Source organism: Pedobacter sp. MC2016-24 (assembly GCF_015223055.1).
Lineage (GTDB): Bacteria > Bacteroidota > Bacteroidia > Sphingobacteriales > Sphingobacteriaceae > Pedobacter.
This window is the reverse complement of sequence record NZ_JADFBX010000024.1, coordinates 31,082-54,882: the sequence shown is the minus strand read 5'-3', so window position 1 is coordinate 54,882 and position 23,801 is coordinate 31,082. Positions and strand designations below refer to the sequence as shown.

Genomic DNA, 23,801 nt, shown 5'->3' with positions numbered 1-23,801 from the left:
CTTTCTGTAAATGCAGGAATGATTAATCTTTACTGGGATATCGGTAGAATTATTAGCGATCTACAAAATAAACAAGGTTGGGGAGCAACAGTTACGTCGCGTTTAGCTAATGATATTAGAAATGAATTGCCAGAGATTAAAGGTTTTTCTGAGAGAAACCTGAAGTTTATGGTTCAATTTTATAAAGCATACAGTTTAGAAGATCTAATTGGGAAACAGCCTGTTTCCCAATTAGACGAAAACATCACTGAAATATCTGAATTTAGGAAACAGGCTGTTTCCCAAATACCATGGGGACATAATATTTTGTTGTTGCAAAAACTTAAAGATAAGAATGTACGGCTTTGGTATGTGGAACAAACCTTATTAAATGGTTGGAGTAGAGATGTTCTTTCATTAATGATAAAGAGCGATCTTCATCTTCGACAAGGGGAGTCAATTAATAATTTTTCGAAAACATTGTCCGATCCTCAATCAGATTTAATGAGAGAAACATTGAAAGATCCATACATTTTTGACTTCATAACAATTGCTCAACCTTTTACTGAAAGAGAATTAGAAACAGAGCTCGTAAAGCACGTGGAGAAGTTTCTTTTAGAACTAGGTGCTGGGTTTGCATTTGTCGGACGACAATATAAGTTAGTAGTTAGTGATCAGGACTTTTACTTAGATTTACTATTCTATCATCTTAAAATGAGATGTTTTATTGTTATAGAATTGAAACGAGGTGACTTTAAGCCCGAATACGCTGGGAAAATGAATTTTTACTGTTCAGCAGTAGATGATTTAATCAAACATGCAGAAGATAAACCAACTATCGGCCTAATTCTATGTCAGACAAAGGATAAGGTGATGGCTGAATATGCTTTGAGGGACATGAACAAGCCTATTGGTATTTCAGAATTTGAATTGACACGCTCATTGCCGAAAAATCTTCGATCTAGCTTACCTACAATTGAAGAAATAGAAAATGAATTAAAGAAAAAAGAAGTTTGATTATATTATTTTAACTGATCAAGAATTTATGAAAATAACGCCTCAAGAACTAGAAGATTCGTCGGTAACTTTTAACTATTCATTTAGTTCCTGCTTAGGGCCTATGGAACATAGCCGTTATATAACTGAAGTTTTCCAGAAAATTACTTTAGAAGATGGATATGGTAAAGAGCTGCAGGTTATTGGCGGAATAAATTTTTTAATTATCCATATTGATCATGCGGCGGAATCCCCTTATGGGGTATTTGAGGTTCTTGATGCACATTCTGAATATGTTGCGAGACATGTATTTAATGTTATAGATGCTGAGAATTGTGATTTTACAGATGAGGTAATGGAAAAATATCAAGATTTTTTTAGTAGGAATTTATGTCTGATTAAGGAGATTACAATCAATCCTAACTTCCGGGGTTACGGCTTGGGACCAAAGGCTATCAAAGATCTTACTTTTCATTTTTCTTCTAGTTGTGGTTTGTTTTTGATTCAGCCGTTTCCCTTACAATTTGAAGCCGATTTTTGCTTTTTTAGAAACATTGAGCGCCTTGAACACATGTTAAAGGGAAATTTTTTATATGCCAAATAATTTTTACATTGCCCGCAAAACTGGTAAATTCATACCAGGGAGAACGGCAATGGAGGACTATAGTAAATACAGTGATCAGGAACTTGCCACCGCTATGCGTGAGGGCGATGATGCTGCGTTTAAAGAAATCTACGACCGCTACTACAACCTGCTTTATCTTTTTGTTTACAACAAGCTCCGCAATACTGAGGAAGCCAAAGACGTAGTACATGATGTGTTTGCATGGATGATTGATCACCGGAAAAGCTTTACGCTGAAAACTTCGCTTTCAAGTTATTTGTATAAATCAGTACTGAATAAAGTATTCAATATTTTTAGTCATCAGGCCATCGTTAAAAAATACATTGAGCAGGGTGATCATTTTATAGAGGTGGACAGCACCGAAACAGACTATCTGATCCGTGAGAAAGACATTGCCGATTTGATTCGTCAGGAAATTGAAGCCATGCCGCCGAAGATGCGGGAGGTCTATGAACTCAAATTCAACAAATATTTAAGTGCCAAGGTAATTGCTGCCAAACTGGATATTACCGAAAACACGGTCAACACACACCTCAAGCGTGCCATGAAACAGCTCAAGAACAATTTGGGAACCGTTGTTTTTGTGCTTTATGTCCTGAACAAGTAATTTGCGTTGAAAATTATTAATCTGATAATCAGGCCATTGGTGGTTTATTTTGTTTTTAGCAAATATTTTCTTCACCTAGAGTCACCAATGGGGCTGTTTGATTTGCCATACTGTAAATAAGCATCAACAAACCTTATGGAAAGAAAGGACATCAAGGATATTTTGGAACAGTTAACTGCTGGAAAGCCTGACGAGCAGGAGAGGCGTATGGCTAAACTCTGGCTTTTTCAGCTGAATAACAGGAACAAAGCTACGCTGCCCGAGTCTGAATTGGACAATTCAAAGGTAGAAGTATGGATGCGACTGGAAGAGCGGTTGGCTTCAGGGACTGTCGGTGTGAAATTATGGCCTCGTATCCTTGTGGTGGCTGCAGCAGTTGCTTCAATTGTGGTGGGTGTTTACTTCTTCAATTATGATAAACAAACGGTGCCGGAGAATATAGATTTAGTGGCACATGATGTTGCACCTGGAAAAGTAGGGGCAACTTTAACGCTGGCTAACGGAAAAAAAATAGAACTGACAAACACACCTGATGGAGAGCTCGCTAAGGAAGCGGGGGTAGTCATCACCAAATCTGCAAATGGTCAGTTGATCTATGAAATAAAAAACGCCAATACCGCAACAAATAAATTGAATACTTTAGCTACAGCCAGGGGAGAAACTTATCAGCTCCGTTTGCCTGATGGCTCCATGGTTTGGTTAAACGCGGCCTCGAGCTTAACTTATACGGCTAACCTTAAGCAAGGTGGGAAACGCAGGGTAAAACTTGAAGGCGAAGGGTATTTCGAAATAGCGAAAGACAAAATGCATCCTTTTGTTGTAGAAAGTAAAGGCCAGGAAGTAGAGGTACTGGGTACTCATTTTAATGTCAATGCCTATACAGATGAAAAGGTGGTGGCAACTACGTTGCTAGAGGGAGCAGTCAAGATAACTTCCAATCAAAACCAGCAGCTGCTTAAACCGGGAGAACAAGCCATCAACAACGGAACGGCAATTAAAGTCGCCAGGGTGGATGTCGAAAATCTAATCGATTGGAAAGCGGGGGATTTCTACTTTGAACATGCGGATTTCCGTTCGGTAATGAGAAAGATTGGCAGGTGGTATGATGTCGAGATCATTTATGATCGTTCTGTACCTGAAAGCATCACCTCAAATGGATTGATATCCCGTAATAACAAGCTCTCGGCAGTGCTTAAATCCATTGAAAAATCAGGACAGGTTCATTTTAAAATAGATGGAAAGAAACTATATGTTACCAAATAAAAATAACCAATCACTAAACAAAAGAAACATGGATCAACTTTTACGACAGCGAAATTAACAAGAGAAGCAAACCAGAAGTGCGGACACTCCTGGTTTGTGTTTGGCACAATTTATAAGAATACAAAGTGTTAACCGCAGCAAGTCTAAAGTTTTCGACGACGCAAGACAAACTGCTTACAACCAAACTAAACAAATGTACGATATTAACTCACGATATGGTAAGCCTGGACGGCTATGCCATAAAATTATGCTGATAATGCGCTTAACCACCGTTATATTGATAGCATCCCTTATGCAGGTTAGCGCTGCTACTTTCGGTCAGCGCATTACCCTGAACAAAAAAAATGTCACTTTATTCTCGGTGTTAAAAGACATCAGGGAACAAAGCGGATTTGATTTCTATTATGATGAAAAAACAATTCCTCAAAATCAGAAAATTAATGTGATCCTGTCAAATTCCACGATTGAAAAAGCATTGGAGATTTCCTTGAATGGACTTAATCTGGTTTACGAAATAGAGGGTAAAATTGTGACGATTAAGAAGAAAGAAAGTCATTCCTTGCTGGATAAGCTGGTTTCTGCTTTTGTGGCCGTCGATATCCGCGGTACCGTATTTGATGAAAAAGGGCAGCCATTAGCTGGGGCAACCATACGGGTAAAGCATACGCAAAAGGTGGTCACTACAAACACCAATGGCGAATTTCAATTGAACGACATCAATGAACAGGCCATACTGCAGGTTTCTTTTTTAGGCTATAAAACCCAGGAAATTCCTGTTGGGCAGTCCCGCAACCTGACCATAAAAATGGAAATTGGTACAGCAGATCTGGAAGAAGTAATGGTAGTCAATACAGGGTATCAGATCTTGTCCAAAGAAAGAAGTGCAGGCTCATTTGCCAAACCCGATATGGCGATCATCGAGAACCGCACAGGAAGTATGAATATCCTGCAACGCTTGGATGGTTTAATTGCTGGTTTAACGGTAAACAATGCACCTAATGCCACCCAGAATCCATTCCTTGTCCGCGGACTTTCAACGATTGGCATTAGTGACCCAAATACCCCGGGCGGCTATATGGGAACGAATAGAAACCCATTGTTTGTAGTAGATGGGATTCCTATTGACAATGTCTCCAGCATCAATCCTCAGGATGTAGCGGACATTACGGTGCTTAAAGATGCTACAGCAGCTTCAATATGGGGGGCAAGGGCGTCGAATGGCGTCATTGTAATCACTACAAAAAAAGGCGGAAAAGATGAGAAATTACGGATCGGTTACGATGCTTTCATTAACTTTCAGGGCAGACCCGATCTGGATTATTTAAAAACACTCAACAGCAGGCAATTCATCCAGGCTGCTAGCGAAACTTTTGATCCGGTCACGAATCCATGGGAAACTGTTTCCGATTTTTATTCAACAGGTAGTTCAGGTGTATCACCGCACGAAATGATCCAATACAATCTGTCGAGGGGCCTCATAACAGCTGCACAGGCTAAAACAAGCCTGGATAGTCTCTCAGGAATTGACAACCGGCAACAAATCAAAGACCTTTGGTACAGGAATGCTTCACTCATGAACCATACCTTATCTTTTTCTGCAGGAACAAGTAAGTATTCGCTATATGGATCTGGGGCTTACACCAATACGGTAAATAACCGTCCCGGTGATCAAAACAACACTTATAAAATTAACCTGAGACAGGATTTCACAATAGGTAAATTTATCCAGCTAAACCTCATCACCGACCTGACCAATAGCCTGTCCAGCGCCAAACGTAACATCCAAGTCAACAATAATTTTTATCCCTATCAGCTTTTCAGGGATAACTCGGGCAATAACATTTCCATTCCATACATGGGAGAGCTCAGCGAAGAAGTGCGTATGGATTTTCAAAACCGTAGCCGCGTGAACCTGGACTATAACCCATTGGATGAATTCAATTACGGCTATACCAAAGACAACAATTTCCTGAGCCGCAATGTGCTGGGCCTGAATATCCGTTTGCTGGATGGCTTAAAGTTCGAAGGTACCTATGGCTATGTTAAAGGAAACGGCAAGACCGAAGTTTATGACGATACCAAAAGCTATCTGGTCAGGAGTGAACTGGCACAGTTTACCGTGGCCCCTACCGCAGGTTCAACACCTGTTTATTACCTGCCGAATAATGGGGGGAGATATAGCCTGGACCATATGAACCAGCAAAACTGGACGATGAGAAACCAGTTAAGTTACAACAAAAGCTGGAGCAACGATCTGCACCAGCTGACTGCCTTACTTGGACAGGAAGCACAGGAACAGCTCGTCAATAATACCACAAGTACAGTGAGGGGATATAATGAACTGCTGCAAACTTCCGGTGCCGTTGATTATTTAACACTTGGATTAAACGGTGTGATGAATCCTGTGATGCCCAACAATTTTGGGCGGAGCATTTTAGCGAACGACCTGTTCTCCCAGTCGGAACAGCGCAGTCGCTTTACTTCTTACTATGCCAATATCGCTTATACCTATAACCATAAGTATGCCCTTAATGGAAGCTTTCGTATCGACAGGAGCAACCTCTTTGGTCTGGATAAATCAGCTCAAAACAGGCCGGTATGGAGCATAGGTGGAAAATGGATAGCCGGTTCAGAAGAATTTATGGCCAATGTATCCTGGTTAAACAATTTAGCGATCAGGGCTACTTACGGTCTTACCGGTAATTCTCCTGTTCCGGGAACAGCCTCATCCTATGATATCCTGTCGGCTGTTCAAAGTGGTAATTTCCCTGGCGGGATCGCATTAAATATTGCTACGCCATCCAATTCAAAACTGACCTGGGAGAGCACCAGGGCCATCAATATAGGTGTTGACTTTGGCCTGTTTAACAATCGCATAAGCGGTACCATAGATCTTTATCGAAAAAGAACAAGCGATCTGCTGGGCATTTTGCCAACCAATACATTTAGTGGTTATGCAAATATCACCGGAAACCTTGGCGATCTGGAAAATAAAGGAATCGAGCTTAGTTTAAATACCCGCAATGTCCAGAAAGGCAATTTTAAATGGAATACCATTTTTAATGTCGCCTATAACAAAAATAAGATTACTAAACTGAACCTGAGTTCGCCGGTAACCAGGTCTTTTTACCGGGTAAGGCAGGATTATGCTGAAGGTTATCCTGCATTTGCTTTGTTTGCCTATAAGTTTGCCGGGCTGGACCAGCTGGGAGATCCGCAGATTGAGCTGGCAGATGGATCCATAACCAAAACGCCAAATGCGGCTAAGGTAGAAGATGTCCGTTTCATGGGAACTTATCAACCGGTTTGGAGTGGTGGTCTGGCCAATGTATTTAACTATAAAAATTTTATGCTAAGCGCCAACGCCATATTTAACCTTGGCCATGTGATGAGAAAAGATGTAAACAGGGTCTATTCAAACCGGATTACCCATGCTAACATCCAGCATGACGGTTTCACGAGCGGAAATCTTCAGGCCGATTTTGCCAGTCGCTGGAAACAGCCTGGCGATGAACTGCTGACCAACATCCCATCTTATGTTGCCAATACTTCGTTAAGCGATACACGGAGGGATGTTGAGTATTATACTTACGCAGATATCAATGTATTGAGTGCATCCTATGTTAAACTCAGGGACATTACCCTGGCTTACAGTTTGCCAGCGGCACTGAGTAGAAAACTGAAGGCAGACCAGGTTGCATTTCGGGTACAGCTATCTAACCTGATGTTGTGGAAAGCCAATAAAGCAGATATCGATCCTGAATACCATCACGCAATTTATGGCAGCAGGAGCATGCCGTTCAATCAGGGCAGTGTGTCATTCGGGATAAACGTTAAATTTTAATTCAAACGGACATGAAAACGAACTATAAATCTACCGGATCAATTTTGCTGGCAATGCTCTGCATGGTATTGTTCTCTTGTAAAAAATCTTTTCTGGAGGTAACGCCAAAAGGAAAACTCATTGCGCAAAAGGTAGCAGATTATGATTTGCTGCTCAATAACCTGCTCATCATAAGTGCCAGCGCACAGGTGCCCATGGGCGATGAAGTGGCGGCTATAGAACCTTATTTCAGCGGGGCCAATATGAAAACACAACGGCTTTTTCGCTGGGATGAGGTGATTTATGAACCGGATGAGGATGCCGCGGAAACACTTGTGCCGCTTCAGCACATTTACCTGTTCAATAAGATCATCAACGAAGTGCCAGCTGCCACAGATGGTACAGCGCAACAAAAACTGTCTATACAAGCAGAGGCACTGGCAGGAAGGGCCTGGACCTATTTTTTACTGATCAATTATTTCGCCAAACCTTACGATGCCAATACTGCGGGCAGCGATCCCGGCTTCCCCATTCTGACAAAGGCGGATGTAACAGGCACCAGTTTTACCAGGGCAAGTGTAAAAGAGGTATACGATTTTATTGTTTCAGATCTCCTGAAAGCCATACCGAACCTGCCTGCAAAAACAACATACCGGGTAAGGATGTCAAAAGCCGGTGCAGAAGGGCTTCTTGGTAAAGTATACCTGTTTATGGGCAAATCCAATGAAGCCTTGCCATTATTGAATACAGCCATAACAGATATCAGCAGTGCCGCAATTCCTCTTGGCCTCTACGATTACAACGTAACTTTTGCAGCCGGCGGAGAATTCCTGCCAATCGGTCTTTTCGGTCCGGCCTATCCTTACGGCCCAAATATTAAAGAAAGTGTGTTCGGGAAGCAATCTTACAATACCTGGACGTTTAATACCAGTGAAATCGTCATCAGCAAGAAAACGGCCGATTTGTTTGACCCATCAGACCTTCGGTTGAAGTTTTACTCGCCGGCAGCTTATTTCGGACCTGCTTATCCGGCTGGCCTGCTTAGAAAAATGGGCCCCAGCAACCTTCAGTTTGGTGTAACAGTGCCGGACCTTTACCTGTTAAGGGCAGAGTGCAGGGCCAGAATGAATGATCTGGCCGGTGCAAAGGCCGATGTAGAAACATTGCGTGCAAAAAGGATACCTCCTGCCAGCTATGCTGTTCCTTCAGCAGTTGCCAGTCAGCAATTGCCGCTCCTTAAATTCATTATTGAAGAACGCATCCGGGAATTCGCGGTAGCCGGCTATCGATGGTTTGACATGAGAAGACTTTCCGTTGATCCGCTTTTTAGCGGGATTACCTTTACCCATACCTTATATGCAGCAAGCGGTAGTGTGGTTAACACATTTACATTGAAGCCACAAAGGTTTGTACTCCGTTTTCCGCAAAAAGTAATGGACGAAAACCCTGGTATGCAGAACAATCCATAAAAAAGGAATCACTCAATTTTTATAAATAAAACTAGCTATATGTTGAAGACACTGATTACAGCAGTAATTGGCCTGGCGGCCCTATCTGCAAATGCACAGAATGAATTTGTATTAAGTGGAAAACTCAAGGGTAACCATGAAGGTAAAAAAGTAATACTCAGTTATCCCAACCCTGAAAGTAAGTATGCCATTAAAGATTCAACGTTCGTTAAAAATGGCCAATTTTCATTTAAGGGTAAAGTTGCCGATGTGGTCAGAGCGGAACTGGTCATGAGTGCCCCGGGGAAAGAAATAGACCGGTCGGACTGGAGAAGATTTGAAGAAATGGACCTGCAGAGTTTTTTCCTGGAAAATAAAAAAATGAACCTTACCGGAGCGAACATCAAACACGCGTGGATAACGGGAGGTACAGTACAGCGCGATTATGAGCTATTAAAGACGCAGCTGAAACCTTTTGAAGACAAAGGAAGGCCCCTGACAAAAAAATATATTCAGTACGTGGATGAGAAAAACAAGACCGCAATGGATGCGCTGCAACCTCAGCTTCAGGCTATAGGCCGGGAGCAGATGAAAATGAAAGATGACTTTTTTCTTAAACATCCGGATTCTTATGTCAGCCTTTATATACTCAGTGATCAGGGGGGCATAGAAAGCCCGGCCTTCGAAACCCGGTTCAATACCCTGAGTTCCCGGATCAAAAATTCAGATATGGGCAAGCGGCTTAGGGCTGGTTTTAATGCACTAAAGAGTGTTGAAGTTGGTAAAGCTGCAAAGGACTTTGTTCAGAACGATACCGAAGGCAGGCCAGTCACTTTATCTGCTTTCAAAGGCAGGTACATCTTGCTGGATTTTTGGGCCAGCTGGTGCGGGCCCTGCCGTTCTGAGAATCCCAATGTGCTAAAAGCCTATCAGAAATTTAAGGGTGAAAACTTTGAGATCATTGCAATTTCCCTGGATGACAAAAAGGACCCCTGGTTAAAGGCCATCCAGACTGATGGCTTGCCATGGATTCAGCTGAGCGATTTAAAAGGCATCAAAAATCAGGTAGCAATGATGTATGGGGTAACCGGCATTCCACAGAACTTTTTAATTGACCCTAACGGAATGATCGTGGCCAGAGATCTCCGGGGTGACGCGCTGGAAAAGATGCTGCAAAAATTTATTAAGTAAATCTTTTCCATATTGGAAAATTTTCTTGAAGAAAGTATTTATGAAAGCCTTTAGATAAATCTCTAAAGGCTTTTTTGTTTCATAGCTGCTATTTTGCAGAATCAACAAAATGAATCGATATTATTGCAGAATAATAACCCAAACACGTCATATGCTCAATGCACCAGAACCAAGCCAGGTATTCTGCCTTTTTTTGTTTCAAATCTAAAATTATGAAACAGAAAAAACTTTTAAGCCTTGGCGTAATTATGCTGCTCACGCTTGCTCAGCTCTTCGCTCAAAAACAGCGTCCTCCCTTAACCTTTAAATCTGGAGATTGGCTGGAGACTGATATTCGGATTTGCAACTTTTACCGTAATTCTGACTACAACTTGAGGGTCAGATATGAGGTGTCCGATAAAATGTCGAACGGGAATGTGGTTTTTAAAGGAACAATTGAGCGACTGCGCCTAAAATATGCTGATGCCCAAAACAATTGGCTGAGCTATGATTCATACTATCCCAGGTATCTGGAAAACCGTAAAAAAATCCTGCCCAAACAAACCTATGAGATGACCGCTAATGGTCTTGGAAAAATCTCAAACTTAAAGGTGTTATCTACAGCTCCGAAATTCAATTTCTCTTTGATTAGCGTCAATACAACTGCTTCTACTCCAAAAACTAATTTCCCGTCCGAAAGTATTTTTCCAATTGTACAGGTCAGGGAAATTTCTGAGGCCATCATCAGCGCGCTCATTGCTGGCGAGGCAATGCCTAAAACGCTGCAGTTGTCAGCATCCAGGGACATAGCCAATGTAGTTTTCAAATCGGCATCCTTTACGTTGCCTACAAATGCTGTGATTAAAGGGCACATTACCAATCTGTCTGCTGTTGATACCATTTACGCAGTTGACGCCAAAATTTTCAGGTTCAGTAGAGATGGCTCATTTAACAGCAATGTTTTGGCAGGCTTGACGCTAAGGCAAAGATGGATTATGGGGCAGTTTGATGCGTATAAAACTTTTACCGTTTTTTTAGAACCATTCGATACGCTGATCGTTAAAGCAGACCGGTTAGATTTTGATAAAACCCTTTCCTTTTCAGGAAATGCAGCGGCTAAAGCCGGATTAAGCAAAGAGCTAACACCAATTTTTAACAGTCAATGGGTGAATGAAAGCATGTACCGCAATAAATCGTTAGCAGAATTTCTATCTTTTCAAAAAAAGGGACAAAAAGACTTTGATCACGTAATCAATAAATACGCTAACCGTGTTTCATCAGGTATCATAGACGAAAACAGAACTAATTTTAAGTTTACACAAGCCGGAACAAAACTTGAATTCTTTTCTTACAATTGTACGGGACCAAAGCCGAAAATGTCTTTGGGCGACTTTCCTGAAGATTATTTTGTAAGTATTGATACCTTACCTGTATCCATGAGTAATGCAGAAGGAGGGCTTCATTACATTTGGTACATGAAGTGGCTACTTTCCTATAAGCAGACGAAATTAGGTGTGAGGAATGCCGGCCAATACGGATTCTTAGCTAACTATGCTACCGCGATGGCCTCGTTTAATGGATATCCCTTATATTTTTCTATTTATAATTCTTTAAAGGATGAACTCTATAAAAGTGAGACCGAGAGTACAGAAAGGCTGAAAACTTATTATGAGGATTTCATAAATAATTGTGGGGATACCACTTTAACAAATCAGGTAAAAGAACAATGGGCAAAAGCCAGAAAATGGTTACCTGGAAATCCGGGACCGGTAAAGCAACTCTTTACAAACGATGGAAATACGCTTGAGCTTGCCAAGTTTAAAGGTAAGCCACTGGTCATCATCCTGAACTATAATAATCCCGATGTATTGAAAGGTTATATCGATCTGATCAAAAAGCAAAATGGTAATAAGGTTCATTTTCTTATAGCACAAAGGGTATCTGAGGAAAATACCATTGGCCAGACCTTAAAAGCGCTGCCCAATGTTACCTATGTTGAAATTGACATGGAAAAGCCGCTAAAGGATTTTAATCTGTATTATCAGCAGACTAAGGTATATACATTTGATTCAGACTATCGGGTTATATCCAGTTACTTGTTAGATGCGGCTCCAGATGACCAGTCGATAATAGCGGACCTGATCCAGCAAGCAATTGATTCTGGTGTAATGACCAGGGAGCAAAAGGCAGAATTGATTAAAACGATAGGATGGAGCACAGGCTCCATTCTGTTTGCAAGCCTTATTTTCTTTTGGATTTACAAAGCAAGGCTGGCAAACCTCAAAAGAAAAGAATCTCTAAAACGTCAAATTAAAGAGCTGGAAGTGAAAGCCATCCGTTCTCAGATGAATCCTCATTTTATATTTAACGCGCTAAACTCTATTCAATCGTTAATAAATAACCAGCAATATAAAGAAGCAAATTTCTATCTGGAAAAGTTTGCTTTGCTGATGAGAAGGGTATTGAATAACTCTGAAAAGACATTTATAAGCCTCGCTGACGAGCTACAGGCCGTAACTTTATATGTTGAATTGGAGCAACTTCGTTTTGATTTCGTGTTTGATATCCACCTGGCTAATGGCATCAATGCTAACCTGGTAGAAATACCAGGAATGATAACTCAGCCGCTTATTGAAAATGCCATCTTACATGGCATTGCCCAAAAAGGAACCGCAGGCAAGTTGAAGATAGACATCAGCAACAGTGGTAGCTACTTAAAAATAGTAATCAGCGATAATGGCTCTGGCTGGAATGGAGAAGTTAAAGACGGACATGATGGATTTGGATTGAAATTAGTACGCGAGCGGCTAAACTTGTTAAATACGCCTGCCACTAAAGGTAATCTGGAGATAAATGCTAATTTAGCCGGTCAGCCATCTGGCGTTACAGCAGTATTAACAATACCAATAGACTAGGACCCTCAAACCTGCACATGAAAATTAGAACACTAATTGTTGACGACGAGACCAAAAGCAGGAGCAATCTAAAGCAACTTCTTGCTGAATATTGTCCCGCAGTTGTAGTTATTGCAGAGGCAGATTCTCCCGGTACCGCGCTGCCCTTAATTGCACAACACAAACCCGATCTGTTGTTTCTTGATATAGAAATGGGTGAGCTTTCCGGATTTGATTTGTTAAAGCTCCTGAACGGTCAGCAAAACTTCGAACTTATATTTGTAACTGCATATGACAAGTATGGCATACAGGCGGTTAAAGCCTGCGCTTTAGATTACCTGCTTAAACCTATAAATATTCTGGAACTGAGCAGTGCTGTTGACAAGGTCATTAAACAGATCGGCCCGAAAAGAGCAGACGAAAGATTAATGGAGTTACTGGCCAATATAGACCGAAGGGATGATGAACAGAAAATAGCTATCCCTTTAGCGGACAAGATTGAATTTATCACCATCGCGAAAATCATCAGATTGGAGGCAGAAGGGAATTATACACACTTTTACCTGACCGACAATAAGCATCATTTGGTATGTAAAACTTTAAAGGACTATCAGGAATTACTTGATGGACATGATTTCATACGTACCCACCAATCGCATCTGATAAATTTTAAAAAGATCGCTGCCTATGTAAAAACAGACGGCGGTTACATCGCCATGGAAGATGGAAGTCAGGTACCCATCTCCAGGCAAAAAAGAGAAGAGGTTTTACTCAGAATCATGAAAGGGAAATGTTAAATCGCTACATTTGTAAATAAACCAATCGTTCTGTTTTTAGGATATGGTAGTAAACAGCCCAATGCCGATATAACTCACTCGATACCTACGATACCTAGCCGGTTTCAGTTACTAGCTCCTCCTCCTTTTGCTCAAGCGCAGTGCCCGCGCTATTCTTGGCCGGTTGTAGCGTTGCAGGAAAATGGGATAAACGTGTAATATGATATTTAACAGGAGTAGGCATAAGGACTTGAGCAAGCCAAATTTGAAGGCTACGAAAATATTAAACCCCAGGACTATAACCAGGATAATGAGGTGATCCAATTCCGATTTTTTTGTCCGATAAAGTAAATTAGCCAAAGCTTCGGTGTTTTTCTCTACGGGATTGGATTTTCTGATTATTTTTTCCCAGCCAATCCAAACCAATAATTTTCTAAAAAAATTAATACCAAGATATTCATATATTTTTCCGCCCTGTTCCCATTCCTTTTCCTGATAGTAAGCAGACGTAAACTGGCTTTTTAATGCTTCGGTAAAAAAAACAACAAAGAACATGAGCATGAAGTTTAGCACCCAGGCAAACGCAAAACTGTCCATTTTGATATAATGGACCAGGGCTATCATGGAGCCGACTGCAAGGATTGCAGTTGAAATTAAGATGAAGATCTTTTTCATACGTGAATAGGATGGGCTAAGCGTTTTTTACAAAGCTCAAATATAAGCTATAGATTTGGAGACTGAAAAGTAAAATAATCCTATTGTTTGTCCTGAAAAAACTAATATTGTGTTATGGGATTTTATGAACTAAATCAAATGGAACCCGTTGTTCTCACAAATTCACAAGTACGAAAAATTGTTCTAAATGCTGCCGGTCTTGCCCGGGATGCACAATTTGGGACGGGGATTGAGGCGGTGTATCGGGTGATTGATCACCTAGGATTTGTTCAACTGGATACCAATTATGTAGTAGAACGCGCACATCACCATGTGATGGCTGCACGCATACCAGGCTATCAAACGCAATGGCTGGCCAGCCTTTGCGAGGACGGTCGTATTTATGAGTATTTCATTTCTGATGCGGGGTATCTTCCTATGCGCGATTTCCGCTTTTCGCTGCCAGTAAAAAAAGCTTTTGAATTGCAGGGGAAGCCACTTAGCAGGCCTGAAGCTAATTTAATGAAAGAGATTATGGACCGGGCAGAACGTGAAGGTCCACTGATGGTTGGGGATTTTGATAATGATCGGGTAGAACCCAGCTCAGGCTGGTGGGATTGGAGACCAGCCAAGGTAGCGCTGGAAAGGCTTTATCTGGAAGGAAAACTGATGATCAATCGTACCAAATCCTTCCAGAAAGTATACGACCTGCCAATCAATTTGGTACCGGTGGAGATAGACTTATCCATGCCTGCTGCGGAAGAATACGCCCGTTTTGTGATACTCAGCACCCTGCGTGCACTGGGCGTTTCCTCCGTTAAAGAAATGGCCTGGCGCGCGCGCCGGGTAAAGGGCAACCTGATTAAAAAGGAACTGGAAGAAATGGTTCAGAACGGCTTGGTGAGCAAGGTCGCTGTTGAAGGACTGAAGGGGCCTTACTATATGCTTCCCGGGCAGGACATCAATATTGAAATAAGTCATACGGTGTTTATCCTCTCGCCCTTTGATATACTCAATGTTTTCCGGCACCGTTTAAAGGATTTTTTTCATTTTGACTACCAGATTGAATGTTTTGTGCCTGCTCCAAAACGACAATACGGTTATTTTTCGCTCCCTGTACTTGCAGGCAAAACCTTTATTGCAAGAATGGATGCCAAAGCTGATCGCAAAAAAAAGGTGTTGATTGTGCACAACATTCATTTTGAAGCCATCAACCTTGATCAGATCGTAATTGGAAAGTTTGTTCAGGCACTCAAAGCATTTGTGTTGTTTAACCAATGTCATGACATTCGCTTCGAGCGGTCTAATCATGAATTCTATCTTAAAACCATCAGCAATAGTTTTTTTGAATTAAGGGCGTAAATTTATGTGATTTGGTTAATCAGTCAGCTGGGCCTGCTATTGTAAAGATAGCATCATATAACTTTAGAAAGTATCCAGATCAATCCCAATTCTTGTACTTTGGATTATAAAACAATTTGTACACATGATTACATTCAAAAGACTGGACCACATTTTAATTACGGTGCCGGAAGGGAGGAGAGCCGAGGCGCAGGACTTTTATGGTGCTGTACTTGGATTAACAGAAATCCCAGGTCAGCATCCTAAAGCTGCGATTTGGTTTCGAATCGGAGATGTAGAATTACACATCACCGAAGAAGCTGGGAACGATCCATCTGACCGGCATCCCGCCTTCGAAATCGTTGACTTGAATGATGCAAAGCAGTTTTTAGCAGAAAAAAATATTGATGTACAATATGCTTCAGAAATTCCAGGGCGTCAGCGCTGCTTTTTTAGGGATCCCTTTGGCAATCGCTTTGAGCTCATTGAATTTAATGCCTGATTATGTTGCAAATCGTTTAAACATCCTATTTATTATTTAAATATTCAATATATGGAATACAGACAATTGGGTGCATCTGGTTTACAGGTGCCTGCGTTAAGTTTTGGTACCGCCACATTTGGTGGAGGAAATGATTTTTTTAAAGCCTGGGGCAGTACTCAGGCTAAAGAAGCAGGCAGACTAGTAGATATTTGTTTAGATGCCGGTGTAAACTTATTTGATACTGCTGATATTTACTCTGACGGCTTAGCTGAAGAGGTTTTAGGAAAGGCCATTGCAGGTAAACGAGATCAGTTACTCCTTTCTACTAAGGCTACCTTTACTTTTGGTAAAGGCCCGAATAATCAGGGCTCTTCCCGCTTTCATTTGTTAAAACAGATAGAGGGAAGCTTGAAACGTTTAAATACCGATTACATCGATATTTATCACATGCATGGTTTTGATGGAAATACACCTGTTGAGGAGACTTTACGTACCTTGGATGATCTGATCCAGAGTGGTAAAGTTCGTTACATTTCGGCCTCAAATTTCTCTGGATGGCATTTGATGAAATCATTGGGTATTTCTGATAAACAAGGTTGGAACCGTTATATCGCACACCAGGTTTATTATTCTCTTGCCAATCGGGAATACGAATGGGAGCTGATGCCATTGGGCATAGACCAAAAAGTGGGCGCGATTGTTTGGTCGCCCCTGGCTGCGGGACGTTTGGGCGGTAAATATGGCCGAAATAAACCTGTCCCTCAAACGGGGCGTGTAGCTGAAGGCGGTAGTCCGGTACCTGAAGCCGTAGTCAAAGAAGACGTATTTTACAATACGCTGGATGCGCTGGATGAAGTGGCGGCAGAAACGGATAAAACTGTAGCCCAGGTTGCGTTAAACTGGTTGTTGCAGCGACCAACAGTATCGAGCATCATCATTGGTGCGCGTGACGAAGTACAGCTGAAACAGAATTTAGGCGCCATAGGTTGGAATCTAACGGTTGAACAGGTGAAAAAACTAGATGCGGCGAGTGAAATCCCTACTATATATCCTTATTGGCACCAAAGACAAAATTTAACTTTGAACCCGCCGCCTGTCATTTATTAAAGTTAATGATTTTCGGAAGCTTTAATGCATTCAATCAGATTAATAAGTCGTATTTCTGAGCCTGGTATTTTGCAAAAAAAACCAGATACTGATTTTTTAATTATATATTTGCAACCTCAAAACTAACCTTCTGTTTTCTTGCTCAGGGATTAATGGCCTGAGAACTGAAGGTTACAATGAATGGATTGAATCGTATAAAAATAAATAATTTCAATGGTTAAAAGTCTATTTGTAGAAGCTGGTCTAATTAAATCTTCCATCAGCTGCATTGTGTTTTTAACTTTGAAATATAACTAAACAACAAAAGCCTTAAGCCTGCTGGCATAAGGCTTTTTAACTTTAAAGACAACCCAAATGCTGAATTTTGTTCTCTTTGGCCCTCCAGGTGCAGGCAAAGGCACCCAATCTGAAAAACTAATTGAAAAATATCAATTGGTTCACATTTCAACAGGAGATCTTTTCAGAGCTCACATCAAGAACCAATCGCCGCTTGGACAGCGTGTTAGTGCTTTAATTGCTGATGGACAATTGGTTCCTGATGAAATTACCATTGCGATGCTGGAAGAAGAAGTAGATAAAAATCCACAGGCTAAAGGATTTATATTTGACGGATTTCCACGTACGGTGCCTCAGGCCCAGGCGCTTGATGAGTTTTTAGTGAGTAAAGGCAGTGCTATAGCTGGTGTAATTGCATTAGATGTAGATCAGGTCGAATTGACAAAAAGAATCGCTCAGCGTCAGCTCGAAACCGGTCGCGTTGATGATCATGCTGATAAACTGCAAAAAAGAATTGAAGAGTACTTTAATAAAACCATTCATGTTTTGCCTTATTACGAGTCGCAAAACAAATTGAGCAAAGTAAATGGCATTGGTAAGATTGACGATATATTTGCCGATCTTTGTGCCGTTGTTGATCAATATTAATCATTAGTTCGTTTGGATTCTTACCGCTGCAATTGTTTTGCTACGGTAAGAATTTAATTATATCAAACAAAGTCCGAAACACATTCGGATTTTTCTATTTAAAAAATAAGTGTATGTCCCAGGGATCAAATTTCGTAGATTATGTTAAAATATGCTGTCGCTCAGGTAAGGGCGGACCAGGCTCGGCACATTTGCATCGGGACATACGTACCTCAATGGGTGGCCCTGATGGGGGCGACGGTGGACGCGGTGGTCATATCATTTTAAGAGGTAATGCCCAGTTTTGGACATTGTTACACCTGAAATACAGGAAACACATCATTGCACCAGACGGTTTGTCTGGCTCAAGTGGCACCTCAACAGGTAAATCTGGTAAGGATGAAATTTTAGAGGTACCGCTGGGGACCATTGCTAAAGACGCTGAAACCGGTGAGGTGCTTTTTGAAATTACCCAGGAGGGTGAAACTAAAATTCTGACTGCGGGTGGACGTGGTGGCTTAGGTAACTGGCATTTTAAAACCCCAACTTTACAAACCCCGCGTTTTGCACAGCCCGGCGAGCCAGGTAAGGAGGAATGGATTGTACTGGAACTGAAGGTACTTGCTGATGTTGGATTGGTAGGTTTCCCCAATGCCGGTAAATCGACATTACTTTCCGTTTTGTCTGCCGCAAAACCAGAAATTGCCGACTATCCCTTTACAACCTTAGTGCCTAACCTGGGTATTGTTTCTTATCGCGATAGCAAATCATTTGTGATGGCTGATATTCCAGGGATTATTGAAGGCGCTTCTAAAGGTAAGGGGCTTGGTTTTAGGTTTTTACGACATATAGAGCGAAACTCTGTATTGCTGTTTATGGTTCCTGCCGATACGAATCGGACCATTGCCGAAGAATACGAAATTTTAAAGTCGGAGCTTAAGGATTACAATTCTGAGCTGATGCAAAAACCACATATATTGGCGGTAACCAAATCAGATATGCTGGATGAAGAACTGACGGAAGAAATGCGGAAAGATCTTCCTAAAAATGTGCCTGCCATATTCATTTCTTCTGTTGCCCAAAAAGGATTGGTTGCCTTAAAGGATATGCTTTGGGAAGCAATCAATGCCCCCCAGGATTAGGTTTAAACTTTTAATCTATATATTTCAACCATTCATCGATAGAATTCCAAATTCCTGCATGAAAATCTGTTGATTTGTATATGTACCGTTTCAAAGCATTTCTGGAACAGGTAAAAGAATGGATAAAGCAGTAATTTTGTCGCTAAAACGTACCTTTGCACATGCAATATTTCGAAGATCAGCTCCGTTTGCTAAAAATTGAGCGGGATGAAGACCTTAAAATTTATCTCAAACAAACGCAGTCTGCTTCTGCTCAGGAGCGCCGCTCAGCTGGCCTGACCTGGTATCCGATAGCGATCAGAGGTTCGGAAATAAGTAGAGGTGATTATCTGTCTGTTGAAATAGAGCGTACCACACATTTAGATTTGCCGCACCAGTTGCGGTTTGGCATGCCAGCAGTGCTGTTTTCCAATCACAATCCAAAGGAAGATCGGGTAGAGGGTGTCATTAGTTACCAGGGTGGCAACCGTTTAAAAATCACTTTGCGTACAGATGAATTGCCCGACTGGTCGAGGGATGGAAAGCTTGGTATAGACTTGTTATTTGATAATCACAGTTATGATGAGATGCAGTCGGCTATTAAAACTGCCGCAACTACGGTAGCAAATGGTATAGATGATCAGTTGATTAAAGTATTGGTCGGTGCTTCAAGTCCGGGCTTTAATTCAAACATTCAACCTTATGTAAATGCGGATTTGAATGATAAACAGTTGCTTTCGGTGCAAAAGATTTTATCGGCCAGGGATTTGGCCATTGTACATGGCCCACCGGGAACTGGAAAAACAACTACTTTAGTGCAGGCGATTAAAGCACTGAAGCTCCAGGATCAGCAGCAGATTCTTGTTGTTGCCCCAAGTAATACGGCCGTAGATTTACTCACCGAAAAACTTGCAGGAGAAGGATTGAATGTGTTGCGGATAGGTAATCCGGCGCGGGTTTCTGAACAACTCATGTCGCTTACCCTGGATGGTAAATTGTCCGGACATCCGGAAATGAAGCAGATTAAAGCCCTGAAAAAACAAGCCAGCGAGTACAAAAATATGGCGCATAAATACAAACGTAATTTCGGCAAAGCAGAAAAAGAGCAACGAAAAGCGCTTTTTGATGAAGCGCATAAAATTATGAAAGAGGTAGGCAAGATCGAGGAGTACATGACCGAGGACTTGCTTGGTAAAGCGGATGTAATCACAGCGACGCTAGTCGGCGCAAACCACCATACCATCCGGAATAGGAAGTTTAGTATTGCTGTAATTGATGAATCGGGGCAGGCCCTGGAGCCAGCTTGCTGGATTCCGGTTTTAAAGGCCGGTAAAATTGTTTTAGCCGGTGATCATTGTCAACTTTCACCAACCATTAAATCCAATGAGGCTGCAAAAGGAGGCCTGAATAAAACCTTATTAGAGAAATGTGTGATACAACATCCTGAGGCTGTGGTGTTACTGGAAGAGCAATATCGCATGCATGAAAGTATTATGGGGTATTCTTCTAAAGTGTTTTATGAGGATAAACTTTTTGCCAATGCCAATGTGGCGGCTCATTTGTTATTTGAAGGGGATTTGCCGATAGAATTTATCGATACAGCTGGATGCGGTTTTGAAGAAAAGCTAGAGGGTACAAGTGCGACTAACCCGGAAGAGGCTGCTTTTTTATATCGGCATTTGAGTCAGTTGACGGAGACTTTAGTCCAACATCATGCAACTGATTTTCCAACGATTGGCATCATTTCTCCGTATAAGCAACAAATACAATTGCTGAAGGACATGATGCCCGATTATTCGGTATTAACAGATTATGTCAATTGCATTTCTGTGAATACGATTGACAGTTTTCAGGGTCAGGAGCGTGATGTCATTTATTTGTGCATGACCAGAAGTAATCCAGAGGGAACGATTGGTTTTTTAAGCGATATCCGCAGGATGAATGTAGCCATGACCAGGGCCAGAAAGAAACTGGTAATTATTGGAGACAGCGCTACCTTATCCCGTTTGCCTTTCTATGCCGATTTGATTGCTTATGCCGAGGTTCACAGCGGATACAAAAGCGCCTGGGAATTTATGGACGCTTAATTGGTGTTTCGTCAGACTGATCGCCGCTACCATGTTCATTAGAATAGGTTCTGGCTTGTTCATCGGCTTCGGTATTTCCAGTATCTTCTTGTTCCAGGTTTTCATCCAGACGGTTATTCCATTCGTCTAATCCGGATTGATAAGATCTTTCACTTTTTTCAGTTGATTCTGGGGTCTTTTGATTGTTTTCTTCGTGATTCATGTCCTTGTGGTTTGATCGTTATTATGATTTCTTTGTTGTTTTTACCTTTTTTGCATCTTTCGCCGAGGTATTATTTTCAGGTTCTGAGCCTTTGGGTTTTTTCTGATCAGCAACTTCTGCTTTTTGAGTTTTATTTTTTGGCGTTTTCATAACATTTGGGATTTGCTTTATTAACAATAGCGACCGACATTGGTTTTGATAAAAGATCCTATTGTAAAAATTATTATCTTTCGCGGCCTGCATATGGAAGCAGGATTTATAGAAAAACTACCTCATGATGAAGAAATGCTTAACCATCGCCCTGCTCTTTTTTAGCTCCTACGTTTTCGCGCAAGACGGTTACTGGCAGCAACATGTACGTTATGCCATAGATGTAACGCTCAATGATCAGGAAAAGTCGTTAAAGGGATTTGAAACAATAGTGTATAAAAACAATTCACCAACCACTCTGGACTTCATTTGGTTTCACATCTGGCCAAATGCTTATAAAAACGAAACAACAGCCTTATTTCAACAATTGAAAAATGATACCAGCAGATCTGCAAAACTGGAGAAGTACAGTTATGGAAGTATCGAGGGTTTGAATTTTAAAGTGAATGGAAAGGTTGCTGCTACAGAAGCTCATCCCAATCCACAATATATTGATGTGATTAAATTGAAACTGCCTGCTGCCTTAAAACCTGGCGACTCTGTATCAATTACCACTGATTTTAAAGTGAAACTGCCTTCGTATTTCTCCAGATCTGGCTTTGCTGACGGCGAATTTATGGTTTGTCAGTGGTATCCGAAACCTGCTGTTTTTGACAAGAATGGATGGCATGAATTTCCGTATCTGGATATGGGGGAGTATTACAGCGATTATGCTGCTTTCGATGTAAACATTACGGTGCCTAACGAATATATTGTAGGTGCAACCGGGGCTTTGCAAAATGCGGATGAACTGGCCGCCTATAAAAGTGTTGGTGCAAAAAATGTAGCCAACCGGACAGGTAAGCCGGTATTGTATGTGCCGAAAAATAAAAAAGGCCTGAAAAAGTTAAATTATAAAATGGACAATGTTCCTGATTTTGCCTGGTTTGCAGATAAGGATTTTGTGATTCAATATGATACACTGAAATTGGCCTCTGGTAAGGTTGTTGATGCCTTTACTTATTACCACAACAAAGAAAATACATTGTGGAATTATAGTGTGGATTACGCTAAAGATGCAGTGAAAAGCTATAGCAAATGGATTGGAGAGTATCAGTATCCTACAGTCCAGGTGGTTGAAGGCCCTAAAAATAATTCGAGTGGCGGTATGGAGTATCCAACCATTACTTTAATTACCAGTCCGGATGCAAAGAAAGAATCATTAGATGCGGTAATTGCGCACGAGGTGGGGCACAATTGGTTTATGAGCATGTTGGGAAGTAACGAACGTCAGCATGCCTGGCAGGATGAGGGCTTAAATACCTTTTTCCAATTCCGTTACGAAGCCGAGAAATACAAGTCGAACTCTATTTTTGGCGATGCAATTCCTGCTGAAGTGAAGGCTTTGCCAACTAAAGAATTTTTGAACTCCATTTATAACGCATTGGGTGGTATTCCAATGAAACCGGCGATTGAAACGCCTTCAGAAAAATTTGCTTCATCTGATGATTACAGTACAGCATCCTATTTAAAGACCGCCCTTTGGTTATATCTGCTGGAGAACGAAGTCGGCAGAGAAAAAATGGATAAAGCATTTCAGCTTTACTTTAAATTGTGGAATGGCAAGCACCCGCAGCCCGAGGATTTAAAAGCCGCTTTTGAGCAATCTTTAGGTGTTAACCTGGATAAATACTTCCAGCTTTTAAATAAAGAGGGCAAATTTGAATAAGCTAATCATTAAGGTTTGATGTTGCGTTTTTTAACGCATATAGCAGGATTACCTTGATAAATAGCATAAGCGCGCAGGTCTTTTTGTGCTACAGCACCGCTGCAAAGTACCGCGTGCGAAAATAAGGTGAGGCCGGGGCAAACAATTGCCCTGGCACATACCCATACACCATCTTTTAGGTTTATTGGGCCGGTTCTCAGGTCAAAGTCCCTGCTGTTGTAATCGTGATTTCCGGTTAACAGCATGGCCTGTTGCGAAATGCAGACATGGTCGCCCAGACTTACAAAATCGAGGTTGTCTATGTAACAATCTGCCAGCCAGCAATGGTTTCCCAACAACAATTTCCATGGATATCGGATAAAAATGCCCGGCTTTATCCGCACATCTTTTCCGATTTTTGCACCAAATAGCCTGAGTAAGCTAACAAGCACAATACTGAAAGGCATCAAGCCTGATCTAAAAA

Annotated in this window: 20 protein-coding genes; 16 read left to right on the top strand and 4 right to left on the bottom strand. The window is 41.4% G+C overall.

Annotation, left to right across the window (positions count from 1 at the left end; translation table 11 throughout):
- From IM797_RS27530 to IM797_RS27490, 9 genes are all read left to right on the top strand, one after another.
- The coding region (locus IM797_RS27530) for a YhcG family protein (RefSeq protein WP_194130440.1) at positions 1 to 996 on the top strand (996 nt) is incomplete at its 5' end.
- Positions 997 to 1,024: 28 nt separating this feature from the next.
- On the top strand, positions 1,025 to 1,579 hold the full coding sequence (locus IM797_RS27525) for a hypothetical protein (protein ID WP_194130439.1): 555 nt from the start codon (positions 1,025 to 1,027) through the stop codon (positions 1,577 to 1,579).
- Complete coding sequence (locus IM797_RS27520) at positions 1,569 to 2,207, top strand: RNA polymerase sigma factor (RefSeq protein ID WP_228099170.1); 639 nt, start codon at positions 1,569 to 1,571, stop codon at positions 2,205 to 2,207. The genes IM797_RS27525 and IM797_RS27520 overlap by 11 nt, the downstream gene beginning before the upstream one ends.
- 135 nt (positions 2,208 to 2,342) lie before the next feature.
- Complete coding sequence (locus IM797_RS27515; protein WP_228099169.1) at positions 2,343 to 3,470, top strand: FecR family protein; 1,128 nt, start codon at positions 2,343 to 2,345, stop codon at positions 3,468 to 3,470.
- Positions 3,471 to 3,747: 277 nt separating this feature from the next.
- Complete coding sequence (locus IM797_RS27510) at positions 3,748 to 7,314, top strand: SusC/RagA family TonB-linked outer membrane protein (protein WP_194130438.1); 3,567 nt, start codon at positions 3,748 to 3,750, stop codon at positions 7,312 to 7,314.
- Between the two features lie 11 nt (positions 7,315 to 7,325).
- Positions 7,326 to 8,762 (top strand): RagB/SusD family nutrient uptake outer membrane protein, encoded by a 1,437-nt coding sequence (locus IM797_RS27505; RefSeq protein ID WP_194130437.1) that lies wholly within the window; start codon positions 7,326 to 7,328, stop codon positions 8,760 to 8,762.
- A 39-nt stretch (positions 8,763 to 8,801) separates the two neighbouring features.
- The gene (locus IM797_RS27500; RefSeq protein ID WP_194130436.1) at positions 8,802 to 9,932 is read left to right on the top strand and encodes a TlpA disulfide reductase family protein; all 1,131 of its coding nucleotides are present in this window, start codon (positions 8,802 to 8,804) and stop codon (positions 9,930 to 9,932) included.
- A gap of 212 nt (positions 9,933 to 10,144) precedes the next feature.
- A complete protein-coding gene (locus IM797_RS27495) occupies positions 10,145 to 12,826 on the top strand; it encodes a sensor histidine kinase (RefSeq protein WP_194130435.1) in 2,682 nt (893 codons plus the stop codon).
- 17 nt (positions 12,827 to 12,843) lie between these two features.
- Positions 12,844 to 13,602, top strand: coding sequence for a LytTR family DNA-binding domain-containing protein (locus tag IM797_RS27490; protein WP_194130434.1), 759 nt, complete (start codon positions 12,844 to 12,846; stop codon positions 13,600 to 13,602).
- A 111-nt stretch (positions 13,603 to 13,713) separates the two neighbouring features.
- Here the strand turns inward: IM797_RS27490 and IM797_RS27485 are convergent, their stop codons facing one another.
- A complete protein-coding gene (locus IM797_RS27485; protein ID WP_194130433.1) occupies positions 13,714 to 14,256 on the bottom strand; it encodes a hypothetical protein in 543 nt (180 codons plus the stop codon).
- 138 nt (positions 14,257 to 14,394) lie between these two features.
- Here IM797_RS27485 and IM797_RS27480 point away from each other — a divergent pair, with 138 nt between their 5' ends.
- The 6 genes from IM797_RS27480 to IM797_RS27455 all read left to right on the top strand — a co-directional run bounded on the left by IM797_RS27480 (position 14,395) and on the right by IM797_RS27455 (position 21,278).
- A complete protein-coding gene (locus IM797_RS27480; protein ID WP_194130432.1) occupies positions 14,395 to 15,597 on the top strand; it encodes a winged helix-turn-helix domain-containing protein in 1,203 nt (400 codons plus the stop codon).
- A 124-nt stretch (positions 15,598 to 15,721) separates the two neighbouring features.
- Complete coding sequence (locus IM797_RS27475; protein ID WP_194130431.1) at positions 15,722 to 16,078, top strand: VOC family protein; 357 nt, start codon at positions 15,722 to 15,724, stop codon at positions 16,076 to 16,078.
- A 51-nt stretch (positions 16,079 to 16,129) separates the two neighbouring features.
- Positions 16,130 to 17,167, top strand: coding sequence for an aldo/keto reductase (locus IM797_RS27470; RefSeq protein WP_194130430.1), 1,038 nt, complete (start codon positions 16,130 to 16,132; stop codon positions 17,165 to 17,167).
- 354 nt (positions 17,168 to 17,521) lie between these two features.
- The gene (locus tag IM797_RS27465; protein WP_194130429.1) at positions 17,522 to 18,091 is read left to right on the top strand and encodes an adenylate kinase; all 570 of its coding nucleotides are present in this window, start codon (positions 17,522 to 17,524) and stop codon (positions 18,089 to 18,091) included.
- A 113-nt stretch (positions 18,092 to 18,204) separates the two neighbouring features.
- Positions 18,205 to 19,212, top strand: coding sequence for a GTPase ObgE (obgE, locus tag IM797_RS27460; RefSeq protein ID WP_194130428.1), 1,008 nt, complete (start codon positions 18,205 to 18,207; stop codon positions 19,210 to 19,212).
- Positions 19,213 to 19,373: 161 nt separating this feature from the next.
- The gene (locus IM797_RS27455; RefSeq protein ID WP_194130427.1) at positions 19,374 to 21,278 is read left to right on the top strand and encodes an IGHMBP2 family helicase; all 1,905 of its coding nucleotides are present in this window, start codon (positions 19,374 to 19,376) and stop codon (positions 21,276 to 21,278) included.
- On the opposite strand, the gene IM797_RS27450 is transcribed toward IM797_RS27455, so the two are convergent.
- The gene (locus IM797_RS27450) at positions 21,265 to 21,480 is read right to left on the bottom strand and encodes a hypothetical protein (RefSeq protein WP_194130426.1); all 216 of its coding nucleotides are present in this window, start codon (positions 21,478 to 21,480) and stop codon (positions 21,265 to 21,267) included. The two genes, IM797_RS27455 and IM797_RS27450, sit on opposite strands and share 14 nt — an antisense overlap.
- Before the next feature lie 21 nt (positions 21,481 to 21,501).
- The gene (locus IM797_RS28570; RefSeq protein WP_255526999.1) at positions 21,502 to 21,630 is read right to left on the bottom strand and encodes a hypothetical protein; all 129 of its coding nucleotides are present in this window, start codon (positions 21,628 to 21,630) and stop codon (positions 21,502 to 21,504) included.
- 124 nt (positions 21,631 to 21,754) lie between these two features.
- Here IM797_RS28570 and IM797_RS27445 point away from each other — a divergent pair, with 124 nt between their 5' ends.
- Entirely contained in the window at positions 21,755 to 23,338 is a 1,584-nt protein-coding gene (locus tag IM797_RS27445; RefSeq protein ID WP_228099168.1) for a M1 family metallopeptidase, read from the top strand.
- An 8-nt stretch (positions 23,339 to 23,346) separates the two neighbouring features.
- Here the strand turns inward: IM797_RS27445 and IM797_RS27440 are convergent, their stop codons facing one another.
- Positions 23,347 to 23,784, bottom strand: coding sequence for a colanic acid biosynthesis acetyltransferase WcaF (locus tag IM797_RS27440; RefSeq protein ID WP_228099167.1), 438 nt, complete (start codon positions 23,782 to 23,784; stop codon positions 23,347 to 23,349).
- Positions 23,785 to 23,801 lie beyond the last annotated feature (17 nt).